This window comes from Pseudoalteromonas haloplanktis ATCC 14393, from assembly GCF_000238355.1.
In the GTDB taxonomy this organism is placed as follows: Bacteria; Pseudomonadota; Gammaproteobacteria; order Enterobacterales; family Alteromonadaceae; genus Pseudoalteromonas; species Pseudoalteromonas haloplanktis.
In genome coordinates this window covers 169700-193615 of the sequence record NZ_AHCA01000004.1, presented here as the reverse complement: position 1 = coordinate 193615, position 23916 = coordinate 169700, and the positions used below count along the sequence as shown (strand labels likewise).

22 protein-coding genes and 2 pseudogenes are annotated in these 23916 nt (G+C 38.9%); 10 read left to right on the top strand and 14 right to left on the bottom strand.

Annotated elements, in window-relative coordinates; all coding sequences use genetic code 11:
• Positions 1 to 388: 388 nt before the first annotated feature.
• Together PHAL_RS24765 and PHAL_RS23845 are read left to right on the top strand one after the other, a co-directional pair.
• Positions 389 to 550, top strand: coding sequence for a hypothetical protein (locus tag PHAL_RS24765; RefSeq protein ID WP_353956868.1), 162 nt, complete (start codon positions 389 to 391; stop codon positions 548 to 550).
• Positions 551 to 555: 5 nt separating this feature from the next.
• Positions 556 to 747 (top strand): cupredoxin domain-containing protein, encoded by a 192-nt coding sequence (locus tag PHAL_RS23845; protein ID WP_227006812.1) that lies wholly within the window; start codon positions 556 to 558, stop codon positions 745 to 747.
• Between the two features lie 91 nt (positions 748 to 838).
• Here the strand turns inward: PHAL_RS23845 and PHAL_RS0109850 are convergent, their stop codons facing one another.
• The 7 genes from PHAL_RS0109850 to PHAL_RS0109820 all read right to left on the bottom strand — a co-directional run bounded on the left by PHAL_RS0109850 (position 839) and on the right by PHAL_RS0109820 (position 9013).
• Positions 839 to 3949 carry an efflux RND transporter permease subunit gene (locus PHAL_RS0109850; protein WP_016708236.1) on the bottom strand — a complete coding sequence of 1037 codons (3111 nt, stop codon included), beginning with the start codon at positions 3947 to 3949 and terminating at the stop codon, positions 839 to 841.
• A gap of 54 nt (positions 3950 to 4003) precedes the next feature.
• The gene (locus PHAL_RS0109845) at positions 4004 to 4918 is read right to left on the bottom strand and encodes an efflux RND transporter periplasmic adaptor subunit (protein WP_016708235.1); all 915 of its coding nucleotides are present in this window, start codon (positions 4916 to 4918) and stop codon (positions 4004 to 4006) included.
• Between the two features lie 2 nt (positions 4919 to 4920).
• A complete protein-coding gene (locus tag PHAL_RS0109840) occupies positions 4921 to 6249 on the bottom strand; it encodes a TolC family protein (protein ID WP_029216105.1) in 1329 nt (442 codons plus the stop codon).
• A 69-nt stretch (positions 6250 to 6318) separates the two neighbouring features.
• Complete coding sequence (locus PHAL_RS0109835; RefSeq protein ID WP_016708233.1) at positions 6319 to 6681, bottom strand: hypothetical protein; 363 nt, start codon at positions 6679 to 6681, stop codon at positions 6319 to 6321.
• A gap of 45 nt (positions 6682 to 6726) precedes the next feature.
• Positions 6727 to 7626 carry a cation diffusion facilitator family transporter gene (locus PHAL_RS0109830; protein ID WP_016708232.1) on the bottom strand — a complete coding sequence of 300 codons (900 nt, stop codon included), beginning with the start codon at positions 7624 to 7626 and terminating at the stop codon, positions 6727 to 6729.
• Entirely contained in the window at positions 7619 to 8347 is a 729-nt protein-coding gene (locus PHAL_RS0109825; protein ID WP_016708231.1) for a transglutaminase-like domain-containing protein, read from the bottom strand. The genes PHAL_RS0109830 and PHAL_RS0109825 overlap by 8 nt, the downstream gene beginning before the upstream one ends.
• A gap of 12 nt (positions 8348 to 8359) precedes the next feature.
• A complete protein-coding gene (locus tag PHAL_RS0109820; RefSeq protein WP_016708230.1) occupies positions 8360 to 9013 on the bottom strand; it encodes a cation transporter in 654 nt (217 codons plus the stop codon).
• Between the two features lie 82 nt (positions 9014 to 9095).
• Between PHAL_RS0109820 and cadR the strand changes: the two genes are divergently transcribed.
• The 7 genes and pseudogenes from cadR (at position 9096) to PHAL_RS22925 (ending at position 15521) form a co-directional block, all read left to right on the top strand.
• The gene (cadR, locus tag PHAL_RS0109815) at positions 9096 to 9485 is read left to right on the top strand and encodes a Cd(II)/Pb(II)-responsive transcriptional regulator (RefSeq protein WP_016708229.1); all 390 of its coding nucleotides are present in this window, start codon (positions 9096 to 9098) and stop codon (positions 9483 to 9485) included.
• 131 nt (positions 9486 to 9616) lie between these two features.
• Positions 9617 to 10240, top strand: a complete 624-nt coding sequence (locus tag PHAL_RS0109810; protein ID WP_016708228.1) for a recombinase family protein — start codon at positions 9617 to 9619, stop codon at positions 10238 to 10240.
• Positions 10204 to 11964, top strand: a complete 1761-nt coding sequence (locus tag PHAL_RS22930; protein WP_016708227.1) for a KAP family P-loop NTPase fold protein — start codon at positions 10204 to 10206, stop codon at positions 11962 to 11964. The genes PHAL_RS0109810 and PHAL_RS22930 overlap by 37 nt, the downstream gene beginning before the upstream one ends.
• Position 11965: 1 nt before the next feature.
• Positions 11966 to 12853 (top strand): hypothetical protein, encoded by an 888-nt coding sequence (locus PHAL_RS0109800; RefSeq protein ID WP_016708226.1) that lies wholly within the window; start codon positions 11966 to 11968, stop codon positions 12851 to 12853.
• Positions 12846 to 14180 (top strand): Qat anti-phage system QueC-like protein QatC, encoded by a 1335-nt coding sequence (gene qatC / locus PHAL_RS0109795; RefSeq protein ID WP_016708225.1) that lies wholly within the window; start codon positions 12846 to 12848, stop codon positions 14178 to 14180. The genes PHAL_RS0109800 and qatC overlap by 8 nt, the downstream gene beginning before the upstream one ends.
• Positions 14177 to 14908: a Qat anti-phage system TatD family nuclease QatD gene (qatD, locus tag PHAL_RS0109790; protein WP_016708224.1), complete on the top strand. Its 732-nt coding sequence runs from the start codon at positions 14177 to 14179 to the stop codon at positions 14906 to 14908. The genes qatC and qatD overlap by 4 nt, the downstream gene beginning before the upstream one ends.
• A gap of 51 nt (positions 14909 to 14959) precedes the next feature.
• A pseudogene (locus PHAL_RS22925) lies at positions 14960 to 15521 on the top strand (manganese efflux pump MntP).
• Position 15522: 1 nt separating this feature from the next.
• Here PHAL_RS22925 and PHAL_RS24540 read toward each other — a convergent pair.
• The 7 genes from PHAL_RS24540 to PHAL_RS0109755 form a co-directional block, all read right to left on the bottom strand.
• Positions 15523 to 15741 carry a GDCCVxC domain-containing (seleno)protein gene (locus PHAL_RS24540; protein ID WP_062566147.1) on the bottom strand — a complete coding sequence of 73 codons (219 nt, stop codon included), beginning with the start codon at positions 15739 to 15741 and terminating at the stop codon, positions 15523 to 15525.
• Complete coding sequence (gene merC / locus PHAL_RS0109780) at positions 15729 to 16118, bottom strand: organomercurial transporter MerC (protein WP_016708222.1); 390 nt, start codon at positions 16116 to 16118, stop codon at positions 15729 to 15731. The genes PHAL_RS24540 and merC overlap by 13 nt, the downstream gene beginning before the upstream one ends.
• Before the next feature lie 60 nt (positions 16119 to 16178).
• The gene (locus PHAL_RS0109775; RefSeq protein ID WP_016708221.1) at positions 16179 to 16556 is read right to left on the bottom strand and encodes a MerR family transcriptional regulator; all 378 of its coding nucleotides are present in this window, start codon (positions 16554 to 16556) and stop codon (positions 16179 to 16181) included.
• A 222-nt stretch (positions 16557 to 16778) separates the two neighbouring features.
• Complete coding sequence (locus tag PHAL_RS0109770) at positions 16779 to 17243, bottom strand: hypothetical protein (protein ID WP_016708220.1); 465 nt, start codon at positions 17241 to 17243, stop codon at positions 16779 to 16781.
• On the bottom strand, positions 17240 to 19324 hold the full coding sequence (locus PHAL_RS0109765; RefSeq protein WP_016708219.1) for a hypothetical protein: 2085 nt from the start codon (positions 19322 to 19324) through the stop codon (positions 17240 to 17242). The genes PHAL_RS0109770 and PHAL_RS0109765 overlap by 4 nt, the downstream gene beginning before the upstream one ends.
• Complete coding sequence (locus tag PHAL_RS0109760) at positions 19321 to 22092, bottom strand: hypothetical protein (RefSeq protein ID WP_016708218.1); 2772 nt, start codon at positions 22090 to 22092, stop codon at positions 19321 to 19323. The genes PHAL_RS0109765 and PHAL_RS0109760 overlap by 4 nt, the downstream gene beginning before the upstream one ends.
• Entirely contained in the window at positions 22076 to 23566 is a 1491-nt protein-coding gene (locus PHAL_RS0109755) for a site-specific integrase (protein ID WP_016708217.1), read from the bottom strand. Before PHAL_RS0109755 ends, PHAL_RS0109760 begins: the two co-directional genes overlap by 17 nt.
• 85 nt (positions 23567 to 23651) lie before the next feature.
• Here PHAL_RS0109755 and PHAL_RS0109750 point away from each other — a divergent pair.
• Positions 23652 to 23909, top strand: a pseudogene (locus PHAL_RS0109750) (PhoH family protein); the annotation flags it as partial.
• Positions 23910 to 23916: the final 7 nt, after the last annotated feature.

Genomic DNA, 23916 nt, shown 5'->3' with positions numbered 1-23916 from the left:
GCGGAATTGGCTTTAGTTAACAATCTAATGTGGGAACTCAAAGTACTACAAGCTGAGCTTCAACAAATGTAAGCTCGTGTACAAGTGAAGACACAGTTAAAGCATGTGGAAGAATTAATCTTGATAGTTAGAGTTGTCATTTATTTCACTTTTTAAATGAACGAATATTGATCTTTTATCTCGTTCATGTTCGAAAGCTAAAAGTTTCCTACACATGAAAGTGGTTTTGCAAGAGTATCTACTAGAGAACAAGATTTGAATGCTCAACTGTTCAGTTGGGCTATTATGGTTGTAAAAAAATATTATAAGGCAATGTGTCTGGTACTTCGGTTAGAAATGAAAAAAGTTAAAGAAGCTAATCGATTTCATCAGGTAGGGTGATGAGGTAATAGTTACTCGCCTTGATCGGCTAGGCCGATCATTAAAGTCTATTCTTGAGGACATTGAAAGTACTCACAAACGGGGCGATTGTTCAAAGATTATTAATGGTTCTGTCAGTACAAAAAATGATAATCCGTTTACCAGTTTCATTCATAATCTGCGCAATTAGCAATAATGACGTGCGTTCATAACGGTCATAAAGAGCAATCCCCCTGCGCTGAAATAATGCTTATTCCTTCATTGGATATAAGCGAACAGCTTAAGTTAAATGAAATTACTCAAATTACCTTATTAAACTTGTCACAGGGAGAGCATGAGTTTCATTGTCAGATACAAATGTATCGCGGCGTCTTAAAAGTAATTTAGTTTTAAATAGGTCTTTTTACACACCTGAACGAGCAAAAGTAACTTAACAAAAGGCTTCTCGAAAACATTACGAGAAGCCTCTAAATTAAAGTTAAGATTTGTATTTACTGTAAACAATTCTATATAGAACAGGCAAAACAACTAAAGTAAGTAAAGTAGAGGAAATAATCCCTCCAATTACCACCGTTGCTAATGGCCTCTGAACTTCAGCCCCAGTTCCGACGTTTAATGCCATAGGAATGAAACCTAAGCTAGCAACCAAAGCGGTCATTAATACAGGGCGAAGCCTGATAGTTGCACCTTCGATAATTGAGTTTATTAGCTCTCCTGTTTCAAGTAATCGCTGTTTAATGAATGACAGCATCACCAGTCCATTTAATACAGCTATCCCTGAAAGAGCGATAAATCCAACAGCAGCAGAAATTGAAAGAGGCATGTCTCTTAACCACAAAGCCAATACGCCGCCTGTAAGTGCTAAAGGCACACCACTAAATATGATCAGGGCATCTTTTATTGAACTAAATGCTATGACAAGCAGTGTCAAAATTACAAACAATGTGGCAGGTACTACGATGGATAATCTTTGCGTTGCACTCTCAAGTTGCTCAAATGTTCCGCCGTACTCAAGCCAATAACCAGCAGGCAATTCAACATTTTGTTGAATTTTTTGCTGTGCCTCTTGTACGAATGAGCCTAGATCTCGGTTTCTAACATTTGCTGTAATTACAATTCGTCGCTTACCATTTTCTCGGCTTATTTGACTTGGAACTGTCGTATAATTTAACTCTGCAACTTCGCTTACAGGTACAAACTCACCACTTTCTGTCGCGATTGGCAAATTACCTAGCTGATCAAGGTTGGCTCTCAACAGCTCAGGATATCTAACTACAATTTCAAATCGACGATCACCTTCGAATATTAACCCTGCGCCTTCACCTGACACGACTGTTTTTAACCAAGACTGTAAGTCGCTTGCATCCAACCCGTATAGCGCTAATGCTTCAGGCTTGGGGTTAACGGTAAAGATAGGCACGTCATCAACTTGTTCGAGCCGCGCATCAGCAACACCTGAAATTGTATTGAGTGTAGCCAAAACTTCTTGTGCAGAAATGACAAGTTGGGATAGATCATCACCGTAGAGCTTAATCCCTAAATCAGCTCTTACTCCGCTAATTAATTCGTTAAATCGCATCTGAATTGGTTGAGTAAACTCATAATTATTGCCGGGAATAGAGCTGAGATCTTTTTCCAGCCTTTCAACAAAATCCTCTTTCGTTAAATTAGGGTCGGGCCATTGCTCTCTCGGCTTTAATATCAGAAAAGTATCAGTCACATTTGGCGGCATCGCGTCTGTCGCAACTTCTGCTGTGCCCGTTTTTGAAAACACCGTAACAACTTCATCATATTTCATAATTTGTTGTTCAAGTACCTTCTGCATTTCTACAGCTTGGTCAATACCCGTGCCCGGAATACGCATCGCGTGCAGTGCAATGTCACCTTCATTAAGTTGAGGAACAAATTCAGATCCTAATTTACTACCAAGTAATATGCTAAATGTCACAAGTAAAGCAGCGCCGCAAACAACTAGCCAACGTAGTTTTAAAGCCCACTTCAAAACAGGACTATAAACTGACTTAGCGCCGACAATTACTGGACTTTCTTTTTCGCTGATTTTGCCTTTCAAGAATAAAGCAACCGCAGCGGGGACTAGCGTGAAGGTAAATACCATTGCAGACAATAGAGCGATTATCACCGTTGCGGCCATCGGATGAAACATTTTGCCCTCGACACCCGATAAGGTAAACAAAGGTAAATAGACAATCGTTATGATCAATACGCCAAAAACACTAGGTCGTATAACCTCATTGGTAGCAGAATAAACAATGTCTAGGCGTTCTTTCAGGGAAATGACAGAACTATTTCGTTTTTGGCTTTCTGCTAACCGCCTAATGCAGTTCTCAACGATTATTACCGCGCCATCGACAATCAATCCAAAATCTAAGGCTCCCAGACTCATTAAATTCGCAGAGACTTTGCTTTGAACCATGCCCGTGATTGTTGCCAACATTGCCAAAGGAATTACTGCGGCGGTAATCAAAGCGGCGCGTATGTTACCCAGTAATAGGAACAATACGAAGATAACCAGTAATGCACCTTCAATAAGATTTTTCTGTACGGTGCTAATTGCTTTATCAACCAGAGTTGTCCTGTCATATAAGGGAACTATGGACACGCCTTGAGGTAAACTGTTTTGGATTTCACTAAGCTTGTCACCAACAGCCAATGCCACCGAGCGTGAATTTTCTCCTACCAGCATCATTGCGGTGCCAATCACACTTTCCTTGCCTTCCAGTGATGCAGCTCCTGTCCTTAGCTCTTTTCCTATCGCAACTTCGGCGACATCTTTAACTTTTACAAGTGTGCCGTCGTCGCTTTTTATAATGACGTTTTGGATGTCTTGAATAGATTGCAACTGAGCTTGTGAACGAACAAGAATTTGCTGTCCGCTTCTTTCGATGAATCCAGCCCCTTGATTTGCATTATTTCGCATTATTGCATTTGATAGTGCTTCACTGGTAATACCGAAGTGCAACATCCTTAACGGATCGGGATTGATATGGTATTGCTTTTTATAGCCACCAATTGCATTGATTTCCGTAATCCCTTTAACCAATGCAAGTTGTGGTTTCACTACCCAGTCATGGATCTCCCTTAACGCCATCGCATCATAGGGTAAGCCATTATTCTGCTTTGCACTTTCGTCGGCAGTTATACTGTACATGTATATTTCACCGAGGCCCGTAGCAATTGGTCCCATTTCTGGTTCAATGCCAAACGGTAGTTGCTCCTTAATTGCGCTAAGTCGCTCATTGATTAGGTTTCTGGCAAAATACAAATCTGTGCCTTCTTCAAACACAACAGTCACTTGCGACAGGCCATATCGAGAAAGTGAACGGGTATAATCCAGCTTAGGTAAACCCGCCAAGCCCGTTTCGACGATAAACGTAATCCGTTGCTCTGTTTCCAAAGGTGAATAACCTTGAGCCTGCGTGTTTATTTGTACCTGTACATTGGTTATATCTGGCACAGCGTCAATAGGTAGCTTCTGATAGTTCCATATTCCTAAAGCGATGATAAACAAGGCCATAAGCAACATAGTACCACGTCTACGGATAGATAATTCTAGTATCCAAGCGATCATATTTTCACCTCGATAATACTGAAGCCAATATGTAGAGGACAAAAAGGTCGGAGATTAGTGTTCATGTCCAGCCTCCGATTTTTTTAGATCAGCAACTAGCAGATAACTGTTCTTTACAACCACACTTTCGCCGACGTTCAAACCGTCGATGATAGCAATATTGATAGCGTCTGAAGCGCCAGTTTTTACGGCGCTAGGGTGGTATTCATTGCCTTCTTTAATAAAAACAACATCTTTGCCTTCAAACTCTTGAATGGCTCCTTTTGGCACAACAACTGGAGCAGAGTGTTGACTGGTCGTAACCGCACCTTTAATTACAGTGCCAAGCGGCCACTTGTTGGTTTTGTTATCCAATTTTACAAATGCCAATGAGTATGGCTTGTCGTTTAGTGATGGTGTTAAATAGCTAATTTGCGCACTTTGATTAAATTCAGTGCTATGAATTAGCACCTGCTGGTTAGCGTTAACCTTACTTAGCTGAGTAGGAAACACTGATAGTTGTGCCCAAACCACGTCAAAATTGGCTATTGTCAGCAAGTTTTCACCATTTGTAAGCTCGCCAATATTGGCTTGCCTAGCGACTATACGCCCAGACATTGGTGCTTTTATCGAATATTGATTTAAGCTCTCATTGGATTCAATCACTACCAACGTTTCACCTTTTTTGACCTCTTCGCCGAGATTGACTTTTACTTCCTTAATAACACCATCGAATCTAGCGTTAACGTGCGCAAGTGAGGCAGGATCGGCAACGATTTTTCCATATACAACTTCTTCGTTATGAATAACACCGCTAGTTGCTGCTACTGTTTCAATGCTGTTTTGTTTAGCCATCTCAACAGACATAGAGACTATTTCATCTTTGTGTTCTTCACTGGCTGAGGTCGTGATGGAGGTGAAACCAATTACAGCAACAAGCATTAATTTGAAAAGGCTGATTGGTGAATTTAATATATTTTTCTTTTTCATGATTAATTCTCAATAAAGCTTGAAAGTTGGCTTTCTGTATTGCCGGAAGAAATTAATGGAATGCCTGATAAGGACTCAATGGAGGCGCTTTGTTTGTGAACCTCACTTGCGGCAAAAATAAGCGCATATTGCATCTCAATAAGCTCTTTTTGAACTGAAACTAGCTCTAAATAACTAAAGCGCCCGTCCGAATAGGCTTTTTGCACTAATGACAAAGCACTTTCTTGAGGCGGAATAATACTGGTTTGTAAGGTTTCAACCGTAAGGCGAGCCTCTTCCTGAGCCGCATAAAATGTCGCTAATTGGCTGTAAATTGCTCGCTCACTGGCTTTCCGTTGCTGCTCAACTTCATCGAGTTTTGCTTTTTGAGATTGATAGCTGCCTCTATTTCTATCACTCGTAAACAGAGGGACGCTAATTCCTGCAACCAACGCAGTCTCATTGCTACCTTCAAGTCTTTTCACACCTGCGCTCCACGTTATATTAGCGTGGCTTTGTGCGTTGATTGATTGTAATTGAGCTTGCTGAATTCTCGATTGCTCTGCATAAGCTAATATATGAGGACTTTGAGAAAGTTGAGCCATGATGTATTCGAGTGATATTGTTTTGGGAAGTGCAAATAAATCGCCTGATACACGAGAGAATTGCGGTGATTGTTCTCCCCACATAATAGCTAACTTACGAACACTGGCCTCTAACTGCTTGGAAATGGTTAGCGTCTTTAGTCGAGCTGTTGCTAAAGCTGCATCAGCTCGTTTTTGCTCTGATGACGGTGCCGAACCAACACGAACTTTTTTGGAGACAGTTTGATAGGTTTCTCGTGCTAGCTTTTCTGCATTTTCATTGACGAGCATGATTTGCTGTAACGTCAAAACATCGATATAGCGAGCTGCTACTTCACCCAAAATATCGAGTGTTTGTATTCTTTTTTCAACAGCTATTGCTTGCTGTTGGGCATTAACATAAAGCTTTCTGCTATTTACCTTATCTCCCAATTCCACCACGGAAGATATTGATAAGGTAAGTTCAGCGTCGCTGAATCCAGATACATCACCTGTACCTGCAAAGTTTTCCAATTCAGCGCTGACGTTATATTCAGGTTTTAACCCTGCGGTAGCTAACTCGCCGTCTAAACGCTTTTGTTTGTATTTAAAAGCTGTTAGCTGTGGGTTGTTTGCAAGTGTTCGTTGTATTGCCTCTGACAATGAAACTGAATCAACAGTTAAGTCATTTGCAAATACATTATTAGTTGTCACTAAAAACGACAACAGAAGCAACCGTTTTACTTTCTTCCAAGCAAGTACGGGGGCCTTAAAATAAGACATATTCATATTTTGTCCTGTTTATTTTATGAAACGAGCGTTGGCTTCACCGCCTAACGCGCCAATTAAATAAAAGGACTAACTTTTGGGAGGTCGAAGTAATCTGGAAGGGGGAGCTTCAATGACTACTTTTAAATAATCAAATACCTGACTTGATTTGAAATCAATGTCTCTACTGATGTAAACATGCGTAGCAAACTGTACATGCGAGCCATTGCAGTGTCCGCAATGATGACAATCAGCGGGGTTGTGTTGGTCATTATCTGCTGATGATTGTATTAATTTTTCAGAAGAAATGTGGTCATCTAAAGCATGAACATGCTCGGTTTTTATATGCTCGGAATCAACAATATGAACATCAGCAACTTTTGCCACAGCAGAAAATGACTGAAGTAATATCAGCACTATCATGATGTATGCAGGGAATTGTTTAATATTCATTTCGTTTCAACTATCTCTTAGTTATGCCAATGTTAACACTATCGTTTAGCTTGCGTCACGACATTGCTCGTCTATGAACTCTATTTCAATTGTTGTATGAGCAAAATCAAACTCTTTAAGCTCCTGTCGCAACTCTAGCTTGTACGATTTCAGCTCTTCGTTAGATATTTCAGTGTTTAAAACAATATGGGCGGTTAAAACGTTGTGTTCACCATCAAGTGACCAGATGTGTAAGTGATGTACTTCACCCACAATGGCTTTAGAAACTATTTTCGATTTAATATTTTCAATAAGATCAATATCTGGTGTCGCTTGCAAGAAGAGCATAAGTGTCGTTTTCAGTGTTCTTACAACATTAAATAAAATAAAAAGGGTAAACCCAATTGATAAAATAGGATCGAGTATGGGCCATTCAACAAACATCAATACGATTGATACAATAAATATAGCTATCCAACCTAAAACGTCTTCAAGCAAGTGCCAGTTTAAAACTCGTTCATTTAAGGTCTTTCCATGACTTAGCTTATAGGCAGCGTAACCGTTTACCACCATGCCAAAAATAGCTAATAAAAGCATTCCTTCGACTTGAGGCATTTCGGGGTTAGCTAATCTTGGTATGGCCTCAATTAGTATAAAAACAGAACCAACAGTTAATACCAAACCGTTAATCAATGCGCCAAGCAATGAAAAGCGCTTGTAACCATATGAAAACTGGCTAGAGGCAGGCTTGTTACTGAGCTTATTTAATCCCCATGCGGTGCCTATGGAGATGCTATCTCCTAAATCATGGATAGCATCTGCCATGATTGCCGTACTATTGGTTAACCAACCTCCGATAAATTCGATGATGGTAAACGTGAGGTTTAGAAAAAAAGCCCAGCCAATGCGTCTCGAAGCGTCCTCATCATTGTGAGGGTGATCATGACCGTGAGAGTGGTTATGCATGTTGAGCCTCGGCGGTTACATTTTTTCTTCTAAGCCTTTGTACATTCCAATTAATGATATGACGGATAAAGTTTTGGTACGCCCAACGTTTAATACCCGTTAGATTGGTTCCCTGCTCAGCATAGAATTCATCGGGTGAGTCATAAAAGCCAAAGTCGTCGTGTATGCCTTCTTTTTGAATATAAGTATCTTTACCAACCCAGTTCGTCTCTGGGTTACTTATGCAGGTAGTAGCTATTCCATAACCACAAAAATTATCTTTAGCTTGACTGAATTTGGATTGAATTGAACTTAGGTAAGCTTCGTCGAGAATGAAGCCTTCTAAATTGATCCACTTACCTTCATAGAGCACTTCTACCCAGCTATGGATAATGGATTTTGGGGCAAGCCAAAATACATAAGAAGGAATAGCGCCTTTCTGAAGCTGTTGGTCAATCGTGAAACCATGAAATCGGCACTGAATACCAAGCGCTCGGAATAGAGCCATTAACAAGTTTCCCTTGGTATTGCACTGTCCATAGCCATCCGCTAAAACTTCACTCGCAGATATATCATCGCTGCGGTTGTAACCAAACTGAATCTCATCTTTAACAAAGGTGTAAGCAGCTCCTATTGTGTTGTATTCATCCATTGTATTCCAATTCCGATCTGCTATTAGAGATTGGATGCTGTGATCATCTAAGTCTAATATTTGTGTTTTCTCTAAATAATTAGCACTCATTATCCATCTCCTTTAAGAACATGATTTTGATTTACTTCCACTACAGCTATTGTTTTCGCTTGTTAACTCTGCGTTGCTCAGCTCTTTCTTCGCATCAGTAATAATCAGGTAAGCCCCTCTTAAAATTAGGGTTGCAATCACACTACCAATCACAATGTCAGGCCAGCGAGAATCAAGTAGCATCACTAAAACACCAGCAGCAATGACCCCCAAGTTTGCGATCACATCGTTGGCTGAAAATATCCAGCTTGCACGCATATGGACTTCACCATTGCTTTGCATTCTGATTAAAACTAAACAAATGACGTTTGCTATTAATGCTACAAAACCAAAGCCGATCATGAACCAAGAGTGAGGCTCACCTTCTCCGAGTCTTCTTACTATGTCAAAGATTACCAGTATTCCGAGTGTCAGCTGAAAGTAACCGCTGATAAGGGCTGCATTGGCTTTATGCTTTAAAGATCGGCTCACGGCATATAGAGCAATACCATAGACAATTGCGTCAGCCAGCATATCCATTGAATCTGCTATCAAAGCCGTTGAGTTTGCATATAGGCCCACAGTAATCTCAACGCAGAACATAACCGCATTAATACCTAGCAACCAATACAGCACATGTTTTTGTTTCGCATCTTTTAGTTCGACTTCGCAACCACAACCACTCATTGCACGGCCTTAGTTATTTGCTTGATAACTTAACTATAAAGTCTATAGTGACTATAGAGTCAAGATTTAGGACTAAAGTTTTATGAAGATAGGTGAACTTTCAAAAACGACAGGGTGTTCGATACAAACAATTCGGTATTACGAGAAAGAAGGGTTGCTTTCAACTCCTGAACGTACTGAAGGGAATTACAGGTTATACGGTGAACGGGCTTTAAAAGAATTAGAGTTTATAAAGCATTGCCGAAGTTTGGATATCCCTCTAACAGATGTTAAACGCCTTATGGAACTGAAAAATAAGCCAGAAGAAAGCTGTGCAAGTGTTAATAAGCTCATTGCTCAACAATTGGCCTTAGTTAACAATCGAATGAGAGAACTCAAAGCACTAAAAGCTGAGCTTCAACAAATGGCAAGTTTGTGTACAACTGAAAACACCATTGAAGCGTGTGGAATAATTAAGTCACTTGATAGTTAGAATTGTCATTCATTTTCTATCCGTGTTGTGTACGAATAACTATATTTTATTACGTTCATGTACGAAATTTATTTAATGTACTTTCGTTCACTTGATTGTTAAGATGTACGAAAGTTACAGGTTTCGTACATATGAAAGTTGGTTTTGCAAGAGTCTCAACTAAAGAGCAAGATTTAAATATTCAACTGTCCAAGTTGGACGCTCATGGCTGTGAAAAAATATTTCAAGGAAAACAGTCAGGTGCTTCCATTAGAAATGAAGAAAAGCTAAAGGAACTCATCGATTTTATCAGGGAGGGTGATGAGGTAATTGTTACTCGCCTTGATCGGCTAGGCCGATCATTAAAGTCTATTCTTGAGGCTATTGAAAGTATCCACAAAAAGGGGGCTTGTTTAAATATTATCGACGGCTCTCTCAATACTAAAAATGATAATCCGTTTGCCACCGCCATGATCAACCTATGTGGAGTATTCGCTCAACTTGAGCGGGATCTTATAAAAGCCAGAACCGCAGAAGGTCGCGAAGAAGCGAAGGCTAAAGGCAAACATATGGGTAGGTTGCCTGCTTTATCAGACAAACAAGCGAAAGAATTATATAAAGATAAATTAAATGGTGAATCGATCTCTGCATTAGCGAAGAAATATTCTGTTAGCCGCCCGACGGTTCATCGAACTATTGAAAGAATGGAACAAAAAAATAATAAACAAAAGGAGATGTTATGTGGTCTGATAAAGAGTCAAAAATTGACTTCTTAAACTTTAATGAAACGGCTGAGTCGATTAAAGATCTTATCACTGAAAAGGAATTAATGCCTATTAGTATAGGTGTCTTTGGTGATTGGGGCGCTGGAAAATCCACGATTCTTGAACTTACCAAAGCATCTTTGGAAACTGATGAACAAGAATATATCCAAGTGCATTTCGATGCATGGACTTTCCAAGGATACGATGACGCTAAAGCAGCGCTATTAGAAACAATTGCATCTACTTTAGTAAAAAAAGCAGCAGACGATAAAAATCTAAGTGCAAAAGCAATAGAGTTTGCTGGACGAATAGATAAGATCAGACTGATGGGACTGCTAATGAATGGTGGTGCAGCATTAGCTGGTATACCGACTATGGGTGGTATACAGAAGATCATGGGACTATTCAGTGGTGGTGACGATGGTGAACTTGATGTTGATGATGTAAAAGGTGCTGTCGATGGCGCTAAGGATGTTGCGAAGAAAAACAAAGGTTTGATCAAAGATAAGAAATCATTCTCACCTCCTAAAGAAATTAAAGAATTCCGAAAAGCATATTCTGATCTGTTAAAGGAGTTTGATAAGCCACTTATTGTCTATGTCGATAATTTAGATCGCTGCTCTCCATTTAATGCCATTTCAACACTTGAGGCGATCAGATTATTTCTATTTTTACCAAATACCGCATTTGTCATTGCCGCCGATGAAGACATGATCCGTTTGGCAGTACCTGAATATCACAAAGGTGCATCTCAACGACATCAAACTGATTATTTAGACAAGCTTATTCAAATTCCTGTGCATGTACCAAGGCCCGGTGTTCTTGAGATAAGGGCATATTTAATGATGCTCACCGCTCAAGACCACGGAGTGACAGATGCTCAGTTAGAAGCGATAAGATGTGCCCTTGAAGAATCATTAAGGCTTTCTTGGAAACAACCACAAATTACCGTTGATGAGCTTCTTCAGGATCACGATATCGAAAAGCATTCAGGACTCAGAAGCAAATTTGTAGTTGCTGAACAGTTAGCTCCACTATTAGCTGAATCCACAAACATTAACGGTAACCCTCGCATAGTTAAGCGATTACTCAATCAAGTTAAGATGAGAAAGAAAACGGCTCACCGTCGAGGAATGCAGCTTGACGAGAAAACTATCACTAAGCTGGTAATTTTTGAGAGGTGCTTAGGCACTCAGGCTACTAACAAGCTTTATGAATTAATTGATAAGGAAAACGGATATCCAAAAGTTTTAGCGGATCTCGAAAATTCAGAAGTTGAATTTGATGAAATAAAGTTACCTGAAGAGTGGAAACTCGACCTAGCTTTTATTGATAAATGGTCAAAATTACCTCCAATGTTTACTGAGATGGATTTGACCCCAGCGGCATACCTTAGCCGAGAAAGCATTCCAATGGGTGCTGTTAATGCGGTAATGTCGGGAGCTGCTCAAAAACTTGTAGAAGAATTAATGAAGCAAAAGGTAAGGGTCAGTGGCGTTAACTCTACTGCGATTACCACAACTCCGAAGGAAGAGTACATGTCAGTCATGGATGGTTTGATTGAAAACTTTAAGTTGATTGGTGATTGGACCGAAAAACCAACAGGCATCTATGGAGCCGTGTTACTTGCCAAGCAGGATGATAAATGTTGCTTAAGTCTTCTTACATTCTTAAAAAGCTTGCCTCGTCAAAGGTGGCTCAATCCAATCTTAAAAGAACTAGAGGGAATTAAGTAATATGGGTACGTCCGCATCGTCTACAGGACCGAATAACAAGAGTCCGCTAATTCCATCTTGGGCAGAGCAAGGAGATCCCGTCACAATAGAGCCTGCATCAGGTACTGATGGGGATGATCAAACTGGTTCTGATAACAATCAATCTGATGATCAGAATGACCATACCAACGATATTGACAATGACAAGGTTCAACAAGAAATCGGTGGTTCGCCAACAGCAACGCCACCTCCAAATAGGTTTGCCAGCGCCAGAAGAGCATTTGGTAAATATGCACAAACAGGTGGCTCAACCTCAGATCTAAGGCGTTCATTAAAAAGTTACTCTAGAAAAGGCTCTGGCGGAGGTAAAAGCACAAGCCGGAGACTAGCAAGCGGTATAACGGCTGGTTCTGGATTGCTTGGTGTCATGCGTGGCGACACCGTAACGGTTAATAATCAAAGCTTATCATTAGGTGATCTAACTGGGTTATCGACTGACCAAGCAATTGACAAAATTGCTAGTCATTTGGCACCTGATAATGCCGATTCGGATGCTGTAAGAGTTGCGTTGGATTACGCACTAGAAGAAGCACTCCCCGATACAGAAGAATTTGACCCAAACAGTTTTACTGACGAAGTTATTCAAGAAGCCATAGGCTGTTATTTAACAGATCTTATTTTTCAGGATGTGGTTGAAGGCATGGGCAGAGCTTGGTTTCATGTTGAGCCTGCAAGTAAGCATCATCAAATGGAAGTAGAATTAAGGGAATTAATAAAAGTGATCACACAAGAGCAGTTAGACAAAGTAACTAATGGCAACCCTAGTACTATTAGCAAGGAAAATATTACTAAAATTCAAGCTGATGCAATTGCAATGACAGTGGATGAATGGGAGAGTTTTGATGACTAATTTTTATTTTAACCATGACCCAGCTAACTTGCCTGATTTTTCTGAAGACTGTCATCCTGTCCAAATGTTTCACACGCATCAAAATGACATCACTAAGCACAGCTTGGTGTCAAAACAACTACTACAAACAGTTCGTGATTTAGGATTGCATGTAGATGCTGATGCAATAGATCTGATAACAATTGCAACCGCCGTTACCGCCGCTGATACATTTGAATTGAGGGATAATGCAGAAAATGCATGGGCTAGAAAAATGCATTTACATGTTCCTGTTACCGATGAGGATATGTGGAATACTGTTGAGCCTGAACTAAGTTCTTTGCTCAACTTTCTAACGGGCGATCAATGGCAGTTTACTTTTGAAAAAACAACTATGCCGATGCCGACTCCTAAAACAAGTGAGCAAGCGAAAGCAAAAGCAAAATCATTAATTGGACTCAACTCAGTCTGCCTTTTTTCAGGAGGTCTTGACAGCGCAGTTGGTGCAATTGACATTTTAAACGGAGAGTCAGCCTTAAAACCGCTTTTGGTTAGTCACGCTTATCGTGGTGATGGCGCAAAACAGGAAGATATTAAGCATTTATTATCCCCGCCATTCGGCGAATTGTCCTATTCAATGTCTCCTCATATTATCAAGCATTTAGAAGGTAAAACTGACATTAGCATGAGGGGAAGAAGCTTCAACTTCCTAGCTATGGCGGTACTTGGTATATCAGCCTTAAGAAATGCTAATTGCGATAGCAGTATTGAAACTATTGTCGTCCCTGAGAATGGCTATATTTCTATAAATCCACCGCTTACCAGAAGACGGATTGGTAGCCATAGTACTAGAACTACTCATCCTAATTTTCTAAGCAGGCTTGAATCTTTGCTTAGAGACACTGGGTTTCATGTCAAATTTGTAAACCCCTATCAATTCAAAACTAAAGGTGAAATGTTAGCGGAATGTGTTGATCAAGACGCAATTAGAAAAGCAGTTCCTCTGAGTGTTTCTTGTAGTCATTGGCACAGAGAGCATAAACAGTGTGGGCATTGTGTACCTTGCCTTATTCGAAGAGCGTCAGTTTTTCATGCTGGTTTTACACAAGATGCGCCATACAAGACAAAGCGGTTGAGAGGTCTTATTAAAGAAAAAGATACTCGCGATGATCTCCAAGCGGTTCAAACTGCCATTATCCGGTTGAAACAGACTGACAATTATCGTTCTTGGCTTCGAAAGTCAGGACCAATACCACAAGATAAAGATATACGAGAAAAACTAGAATCAACTATTAAGCGAGGATTAGCAGAGGTTGAATTATTTCTCCAAGCGGATAAATCATCATGATGGATCTTCATTGCCATGTTGATTTATATCCAGATCATAAAGAGGTATTGAACGACATAAAAAGCAGTAATTATTACGTGCTATCAGTAACTACGGTGCCTTCAGCTTTTGAAGGTACTGTTCAGTTAACAAGTGGCATAAAACACTGTAAAACGGCTTTGGGGCTTCACCCTCAACTTGCTCATTTAAGGAAAAATGAACTACCTCTATTCGATAAGCTAGTTGATAGAACTAGATATATTGGAGAAATTGGGCTGGATGGCTCAAAAGGTTATGCTGATTACTTTGATGATCAATTAGAGGTTTTCACGCATATTTTGAAAAAATGTGAAGACTTTGATAACAAAATACTAACTATCCATAGTCTTAATGCGACAGGTGAAGTACTTGAACAACTTAAGTTATACCCCAATGCTGGTACTTCTATTCTTCATTGGTTTTTAGGTACTAAGAAGCAAGTTCTAGAAGCCGTCGAGCTAGGCTGTTTCTTTTCTATTGGGCCAGCCATGCTTACTTCAGCCAGAGCTAAAAAAGTAATATCGTGGATACCTCAAGATAGGATTTTACTCGAAACTGATGGCCCTTTCGCCAAAGTGGCGGGGAATATTCTGTTTCCTTCAAGTGTTGGCACTGTTACTGAATATCTGGCTGAAATTTGGTGTAAAAATAAGGCTTCGATAATTGAGCAACTGTCAGCAAACCTTAGGTGTTTAACATCAGTCAAGTAACTAATTATACGTCACGTAATCTTATAACAATTTTATTCAGGTTTAATCGATTTGTTTGAAGTATTTGTATTAGCTATAGCACTCAGTATGGACGTGTTTGCAGTATCCATAGGCTTAGGTTCTAAAAAAGTAGCAAATGCTGAAAAACTCTTTATTAAAGCCGTTGCTTATTTTGGATTTTTCCAAGGCTTTATACCTCTTTTAGGCTATTACAGCGGTAAAGGATGATCATCTTGGATTGAAGATTATGCACCTTGGATAGCTTTTATTTTGCTATTATTTATCGGTGGCAAAAATGATTTATGAGTCCCAATCTGAAGGAATTGAAGAAGATATTGCTAATGTTACTCATCGTGTGCTATTTGTTCTTGCTATTGCCGCCAGTATTGATGCAATGGCGGCAGGTTATGCAATCACATTGCTTGAGGTAGACATAGCCGTAGCTTGCTTGATAATAGGCGTCACGACGTTTGCCTTTAGCTAGATTGGTGTGAATATCGGCGAAAGAAGTGGCGTATGGCTGGAGTCTAAAGCTGAACTATTTGGTGGTTTAGTGTTAATCGCAATCGCATTTAAGATATTACTTGGTTGGCACAGAACCACCGAATACTAGGCTACTTACCTGAGCAACATGCATTGCCTTCTTGAATAGGAGGACACTTAACTGTTCCATAAGAGCAGTAAACGCAACAATCACCTTTGAACGGTTTAAGTAGTGCTTTACAGCTTTCGCATTCGTAATACCATTGGCAAGCGTTTGTAGGCATGGTTTCAACTTTGCTAAATCCACATTCAGGGCAAGTTATCTTAGATTTTAATTCTATACCTTGCATACTGGTTCCTTAATGGGCTTAACAATATCTAAAATAGACATTACGACCATCCAAATGATCCCAAAGTAAAATAAGTAAGTGCTCCAGTCGTATTGCCATAAAGGATAAAGGGTCAGCAATACTGCAATTGGGCCAATGACACTTAAAATGCCTCTTAATGACTCTCGATGTTGATACCAATTATAGAAATTAACTAACAACGCTAGTGAAGCAAATAATGGCAATAAGGTGTTCACCGCTATCCCTTCAAAATGTGAAAGAAAACCTAACCCAAGCGCAGATGCCAATGAGCCGAGCGCAGGAAAACATGCTGTGCAACTAAGGGCGGCTAGCCAAACGCCACCAGAACCTACTTTATCTAGAATTTTATTGATCATAACTATCTACCTCAATTTTTAAGGTAGTATAAACTCCGTACATAAGTACGGGGTCAATAGCTATTTAAGTGAATTTATTACCGGGCAGGATTGAGGGTCTTGATTGGCCTTGCAAGAATCTGTCATATCTTGAATTACTTTCTCTAACCGCTGTAAATCAGCAATTTTATTACGGATGAGATTAAGTTTTTGCAATCCCATCGATTCTATATCAGCGCAACTGCTACTTAGTGACATCAGTGATTCAATTTCTTTCAGCGTAAACCCTAATGCTTTAGCTTTCAGAATAAATTTGAGTTGATTAGCGTGTGTCTCGTCATACTTTCGATAACCTGATTCGGGTTTTGGAGGCTGCTCTATTAAACCTTGGCGCTCATAAAAGCGGATCGTTTCAACATTGATATCTAAATCTTTTGCCAGTTTTCCAATGGTTCTCATAAACATACTCTTTAGAAGCAGAGACATCATTATACAATTAATGCGGATTGCCTAAACTCAATTTTATTGCATGAACGGGGTCGCTAAGCGTCCGCTTTGTAGAATTAAGTTCACATATCCAGATCACTCTGACCGTCTCTTGTTCGCTCTTGCTGCCTGTCAGGTGAAGTCTAAACCTAATCAACAAAACTGTAAGATGAGATATGAGCTACTACATCTAATCTATTGTTTCGTTGAAACTAATTCAATAATTTCACCAGTAGACGTATCCACTCTTATTTCTGTATGTTGCCCTGAGTGCTGAAGTTGATTTTTTAAATCAGCATTAATCAGTTTGAGCTTATCTATTTCAGCGTACATTTCTTGTAATCGCACCAGTAGCTTTTCAAAATCCTTATCGATTTCCTTAGGGTCAATCTCGTTTTTTTGCTTTTCTTTAGCAAGCTTGCTTTTTAGTTCGGCTACCTTTGTTCTGAGTTGTTTTATTAAATTATCTTTATTTTTTTCTTCCCAAGTTAATTGAGCTTTTTCAATATTTTCTCGTAACTTTACCCATTTTTCTTCTTCTTTAGATAGATTTGCAATATTTCTTTTAGCTCTCGTTGCTACTGCATTTTTGGTTATCTTGCTGCCATCAGATTTCATCTCTTCAAAAGCACGTTTTATATCATCGTATGCGCTACTCATGCTTGTTCTCCTTGGTTTGTATGCGCTTTGCCTTCATCTAATACATAGTCAGCTGCTGCTATATTATTTTTCCAGTGAATAGCAAATAGCTCGTAATCTTCTTGCTCTTCTTTGGTTAATGCCGCATATGCCTCTAGTTTCTGCGTTGCTTCTTTTTTTATTATTTGCCAATTGACCTTGTGGCGTTTGGTAATGATTTTACTACCACAATACACACAGCCACTAGGGATTCCTGCTCCTTTTATCTTGCAAGCTTCTCCCGCAGTGCAGTACCCCGTAGGTAAGCCACGTATGTTTTTAATATTTTTGACGAGAAATTTTTTCAGTTCTTCAATTGAACTGAAATGGATCTGCTTAATCACAGTCGAATCTTTACTTTGACTATCAGTAATACCTATTATCAGATCTTTAGATGTTTTATTAATTTGCTCACCAGCACCACCTTTAAGTGATTGTGACTCGGCTTCATCTATTAACTCTTCTGCAACACGGTCAATTAAAATCTCATTAAACTCTTCAGTAGTTTTAATTAAAGTTGTTGAGGCCAAAAATGCTCTTCGAGTATAAACAAACGTCATTAGGCTAGTTAAATGTTTAAATTGATATCTAATATCATCAAGCTCACCTAATTTATTGGCAATGACAAAGTAGGCCAACGTATGTCGAAACATGTGAGCGGTTAATCTAAACGTATCGCCTTCTTCGTATGGGACACCTCTATTCTCTCCTCTAACTTCTTTGTAGTTAGATTCAAGGCGTTCAAGCTCTGCTATATCATCATCGTCTAGAGTTAAGTCAAAAAGCTCAATGTTTTCACTGTTTTTAACCTCAAATTTTGTGAATCGCCCAGTATCGCTAAAACTAACACTACAGCTACTATGTGAAACCCCGAAAAGACGGTTTCTTTCTAACCCTTCTTTCAAATTGTGTGCTTGACTACTTGTTATATTGGCTCTGCATGAAGAAAGTACAGCTTTTGCCCTTTCTTGCATACCGATCACATATTTTTCGTAAATACCAACACACTCATGTACTTCAGCGTTTGAAAACCATTCCATCTCAACCTTACTGTTGTCGGTTTTGGTCATAATTGCCGTAATGTAATAAATATCATCTTTGTAATTGGCACAGCCAACCTTGCATGTAAGTACTTCGTTATATCTCATACCTGTATAGGCCAAGATATTAATGTATGTGGCTAATTTTAAATCTTCTAATTCTTCGGATAATTGAATGAATTCCTCTTCATTGGGTAAGTTTCTTACATGTTTTGCTATTAGCTCACCTGTATTCATTTTGGGCGGTGGTTCAATGGAGCCTTCATGTAAACTATCTATTAAGCGTGCATTTAATTCTAGCCATCGTTCTATCTTATCCTTAGAGTTTTCAACTATTTTTTCTGCAAACTTCAGAATTTTTTTCATTACTTTAGTAGGAATGACAGGGTGCGAATAAGTGACTGGTCTCGGATGGTGTAACTCGTTTAGTTGGTTAAGCACATCAATAAAAACACTACACACCTTAGGGCCAAAAAGACGAAAGCTTCGTTGCACGTCAAATAGTTTAGTAAATGAGTGTGATTGTCTGTAAATAGCTATTTTCCCGACTTCATATAAATAGTCTTTTATGAGATTCCTAATAACTAAGTCAGATTTGAACTCCAACTCATGAAATGAGTGATAACCTCTTTGTCTTAAGAAGGCTGCAATTAAATTTAGATACGTTACATCATTTTGAAGTGTAGAGATTTTTAGAGGTTTACCGCCTACAACATCACCATGTGTGAGTTTAATTAGTGAATAAATTCGAATTTGATATGCTAATTCATCAACACCTTTAAAATTCACATTTCTTTGCGTTTCTTCATAGCTTATCCAAGTGTCATCGCCAAAGTGAATAGTGCCATGTTTAGCAATATTCAATGCTCTGTTTTCCCACAAAGCAATCGAATTAAAAGCGCTAGTATCATCAACTTTAAAATCTTCTAACACCTGAACCAAAGGTTTTATAGTGATTTGACCTGTATGTGTTTTTACAACAGCGATATCAAGTAGTTTTGTTTTAGTTATCTCTTTGGTCATAGCAAACCTGTGTTTTTCCAATGAGGATGAATACCCTCTGTTCTCAATAATTCTTTTCCATCAATCACAGCTTGAGCATTAAGCTTGGCAATATCAGTTAATATTTCGTTAACTCTATTTTTCAACTGCTCTATGTTTTCCAGTTGCTCTGTTACAGAGTCAAATGTTGCGGCTGAGTTTTCCATATCAGCAACAACAAAATCCCGGTATGACAAAAGTTTCCAAACATGCAATGCGTCAGCAACACAGCGATAGAACGGACACCACAAGCATGCGTTAAAGTCGGCACATGCATGCTCGTTTGTATCTCGCTGGTCTAATAATTTCCTGTTTTGAGATTCGAATGCCACTACTGCGGATTTATCTTTTGAGTTAATGCATGTGCCATTCGGGACTTTTTTACCGTCTTCTGGTGGAGTCTGCAAAATGATTACTTTGTCGGTAACATCGCGAACAAAATAGTCTGCCATTGTTTTTGTCGCTCTGTTGATTGTCATTGCAACATCTTTGTTATCTTGCATTAAATAATGACGCAAGAACGTTTCATAAGAGTGCTTGCCAGCTTTTTGATACCACTTAAATTCTTTGGCAACTTTTCGGTAAATGTAGTTAAGCCCTGATTTTCTGATCTTTTGCGAATTAAATACGATATCACACCCAAGCTCAGTCAATATCCTATCTATAGAGGTCTTGAAACGTGATGCTGTTAATAATTGAATCTTTACTTCTCCAATACTATTTACTTTGGGAAAAACAAAAATTCTTTTTGATAGGTTCTCAATAGAAGGGCGGTAAATAGACGTAAGTCTAGTCGCAGCCTTAATATCAAATATTACTGGTTCGACAACGTCGCCGAATAAGACGCCTTCTTTTTCTAGATCTTCGGCTTTAATTTCAAATTTATGCCATTGAGTTTGATAATTAGCTCGGCGTTTAAATAAACGAAGAGCAGGAGTTTTACTTGAATGTAATGGCGTGTTAAAGAAAAATAAGTCGTCAGTATCAAGCTCTAGCGTAGGAGTTGAATTCCAACCAGTTTTCAATATGACTTTTGCTGCATAAAGTGTAACTTTGTCTTTAATTGTGAGTAAGGTCTCAGAAAGCCCTTTTTCTATGTAATATGCTAATTCTACTACTTCTCTATATGAGTAGAGTTTATCTTGATTCTGAGATAGTTGCTCTTGATGTTGTGCAGTTAATTCGGTGTTGACCGGAAAGCTTTTAATAGTATCTAGACCATAAAACGATAGTAATTTGTCGATAGCGCTCTGATATTGATTACCAACAAAAACCGACAAATCGCCTTGTTTTGATTTTAGTTGAATTGCCTCTCTTATAGCCTTTAGTATCTCACAGTTATTTTCAACAAAAGCATGAACCCCATGACTGGCAATAAGCTTCATTTGTTCATCTGTTAATGATGATGCATTTTCTTTCAATGCTCTAGCCATACTACCTATGTAACCTTTGAGAGTGACGATACCTATGCTCTCGCCATCAATTCGCTTTGTAAAAACTTTATGGTATTCGACTAGGTTTTGATAAAATTTATAGGCATTGTCATATACCCACTCATGCTTCTGCCATTCGGTAGTGTCACTTTCTTTAAGGTAATAGCCCAATGAGTAGGGTAATAAACTTTCCTTTGCGATTTTTTCACCCGTAACAAAGTGGTAAAGGTCCAATGCAGCGTTTAGTAGCAGTAAAAACTGCTGGTTATTTTGAGTTTCTTCTTGGTAATGCTTATAAAGGTATTTAAATCCCTGAAGGCCATTTTCTGCAAACCCTTGAATTCCACGCTCACTAAGCAGCTTAATTATTGGTGATGCTACGCTACCAGCACTATTCAACCACCTTGGAAATGATAAAGTTGAGGATCTAACTCTTGTTGTATTAGCTTCCGAAGCGCTTGCTATCTGATTTTTCAAAAAAGCATCAACTTCATTGCCAAATTTGGATGATATGCTTTGTGCATACCCTATTACTTCGGCTTCAGTTTTAAATTGATTGACTCTAGCTTTACCCCACACATCGGGTAGTATAAATTTTAAAAAAGTACGGAAGTTGTGATTGCATATAAATGATGAAACGAATTCCCTATCCTGTAATGTTGCCAATAATGGCAGTTTGACGCGTTCAGTATTCTTAAAAGTATCATGTAGACAAAGATTTATAATAGCTGTCGCAGTTTTGAGGATATTGTCCCTAATAGAAGAATCTTTGAGGCTTAATTCTGGAAGGACGAGATAGTCCAGATATTTATTTAGTAATTTACGAATCTCTTTTACTTGATGGAATTCAAGTTCGAATAATTTAGTTATGTCGATTGAAGTAGCCCCATTTACTAGCCTAAAAGGAGCGTTGATAGCGTTATCATAAAAATGAAACTTAGCTAAGTTTTCTAAGGCTTCTTCTATACGAGTAGCATAACTAGGTAGCTTGACATCATTTATTTCATTAATGCAAAAGTATTCCAGTTCTTGCCAAATTTCAAAGTCTGATAGAGCATTTAATCCCGAAGTTTGAATTGATGTCGCAGTATCTGTACTAACCTTATTAAGGGCTAGAGGAAGAGTATGTTGTAAACTGACACAAGCATTCCGCAAGCGACTCATTGAAATAGCAGTGTCGTCATCTGCGCTAATATTGTTTTCTTTGTCATATGCCCTGTTAAATAAAACGTCTAACTGTTTGGCTAGAACAATTGAATGAGGTTTAAATCTAGCAGGAATACGATTGGACTTCCGCGTTTTAACTTGCTGCTGCATCTTCAGCCTCACGCATCAGTAATTCGTCAACATCACCGTAGATATCTTTCACCCACTCTGACATTGCTCCGTATGCATCCACTGCTACACTTTTGGCAAAGTCGATGTAACGTTTGGTTGTTTTAAAACTTTCGTGACTCATCAAGGTCATTAGTGTCTGTCTGATGGAACTCTCCGATTCACCTTTGTCAATTAGGTATTTAGCGACATAAGTAGCAAAGGTAGCGCGTAAGTCATGGAATGTGCGTAATAGTATTTCTAATCCCTGCTTCCTTTGTTCTTTTCTAACTATGGAAATAGTATTCCCCGGTGTATCTTCGCTTATCCGCGATCCTGAACTATTCATAAACAAAGGAAGCGGATGTTCACTATTGTCCATACCATGATTAGTCTCATGTTTGGTACGTCGCTTCATATTTTGAATTGTCAAAGTGTGATTGTACAAAAGCTTCATTAGAACTCGCGCTATTGTTAATCTCACTGGCTTATGTCCTTTTCGTACAATGTTCAATTTTGGAATACGTTTCTCGTTTTCTTTTTCATCAGGATCAAAAAGGTCTTTCTGGTCGATGGCTGAAATCTCAAAAGAACGAAGTCCACCTAGCAAAGCACATTGCAAATAAAGCTTATAAGTCTCTTTTTGAGCCGTATCCGTCTCCAGCAACTGTTTAAGTTCTTTTGGAGAATATGGTTGTAGATCTTTTTCGGGTGAGTCTTCCTTTTGTTTCAATGTATTTGGAATGCTCAAATTACTAACCCACTTCCATAAGCCTCCAGAACGTGTGTTGCTAGTAGGTAATTGAAACAATGAACTTACACTTGATTTAGCTTTCGATTTAATACGTACCTGTTTGTATTCAAGTGAGAAGGGGAGGCTATCTATAGCCCCGCGCTTATGGCTCCATATATAGAATGCTTTAACAGCTCTAATTCGTTCTTGAGCGCTGTTAAAGCTTATGCGTTTAGACTTATCTTTGGTTTCGACTCTTTCACATAAATGTTTGTGATATCTCCACACAGGTAACCTAGAAATATCATCATCTACAGATTGTTTTGAAAGTGGTGCAGCTATTACTTCAAAATAGGATGCATCATCTTTATCCAACCAATCTAAGAAAGCTTTTAAGTGCTTAGCTATACTGCAAACAGACTTAACATCTAATGGCTTTCCCGGTTGGCTGGCATGATAAGCGTCACTAAAAGCCTCATTGTCTATTTGATTCTTTTTGAGACTGAAATGACCTTCAAAGCGGTGCATTAAAAATAAGTTCATTTCTTGGCATTCGGTGAAGCGAGTCGGGTGATATAGCACTGGAAAATTAGGTTCTATTTTATCGTGCCTATATGAGTGAGTTCTGATGCCTTTTTCAGTCTTAATAGGTTGCCCTGATTTATCGAGATGAAAAGACATTCCTTTTCCAAAGTTGACTGATGTTTTAATTATTTTAGTTTTTGTTGTATTTCGAAGTATCATTTTCGTTCACCTTTGATTCTTAGCTAGAGTATGTGTGTAAAAGCTTTTTTGTTCAAGTTTATTAAGGGTATGATAGTATTATATCAATTCGGGGGTGATTTTAGATGAAAGCCAAAACTTAACCGCTTCGCAGCTAAAAACGATTATTACCCGCTGCGGTGAAGGCACTAAGCTGATTTGCTCTGGTAACCTTGCACAAATAGATAGTAATTACTTAACCCCAGTAACGTCTGGTTTAACTTATATTGTGGAGCGTTTTAAAAACTTTGAGGGCAGTGCCACGGTTAACTTAAATGGTGTGGTAAGAAGTCGCTTAGCTTCATTTGCAGAGGAAAATTTATAGCTTGCAC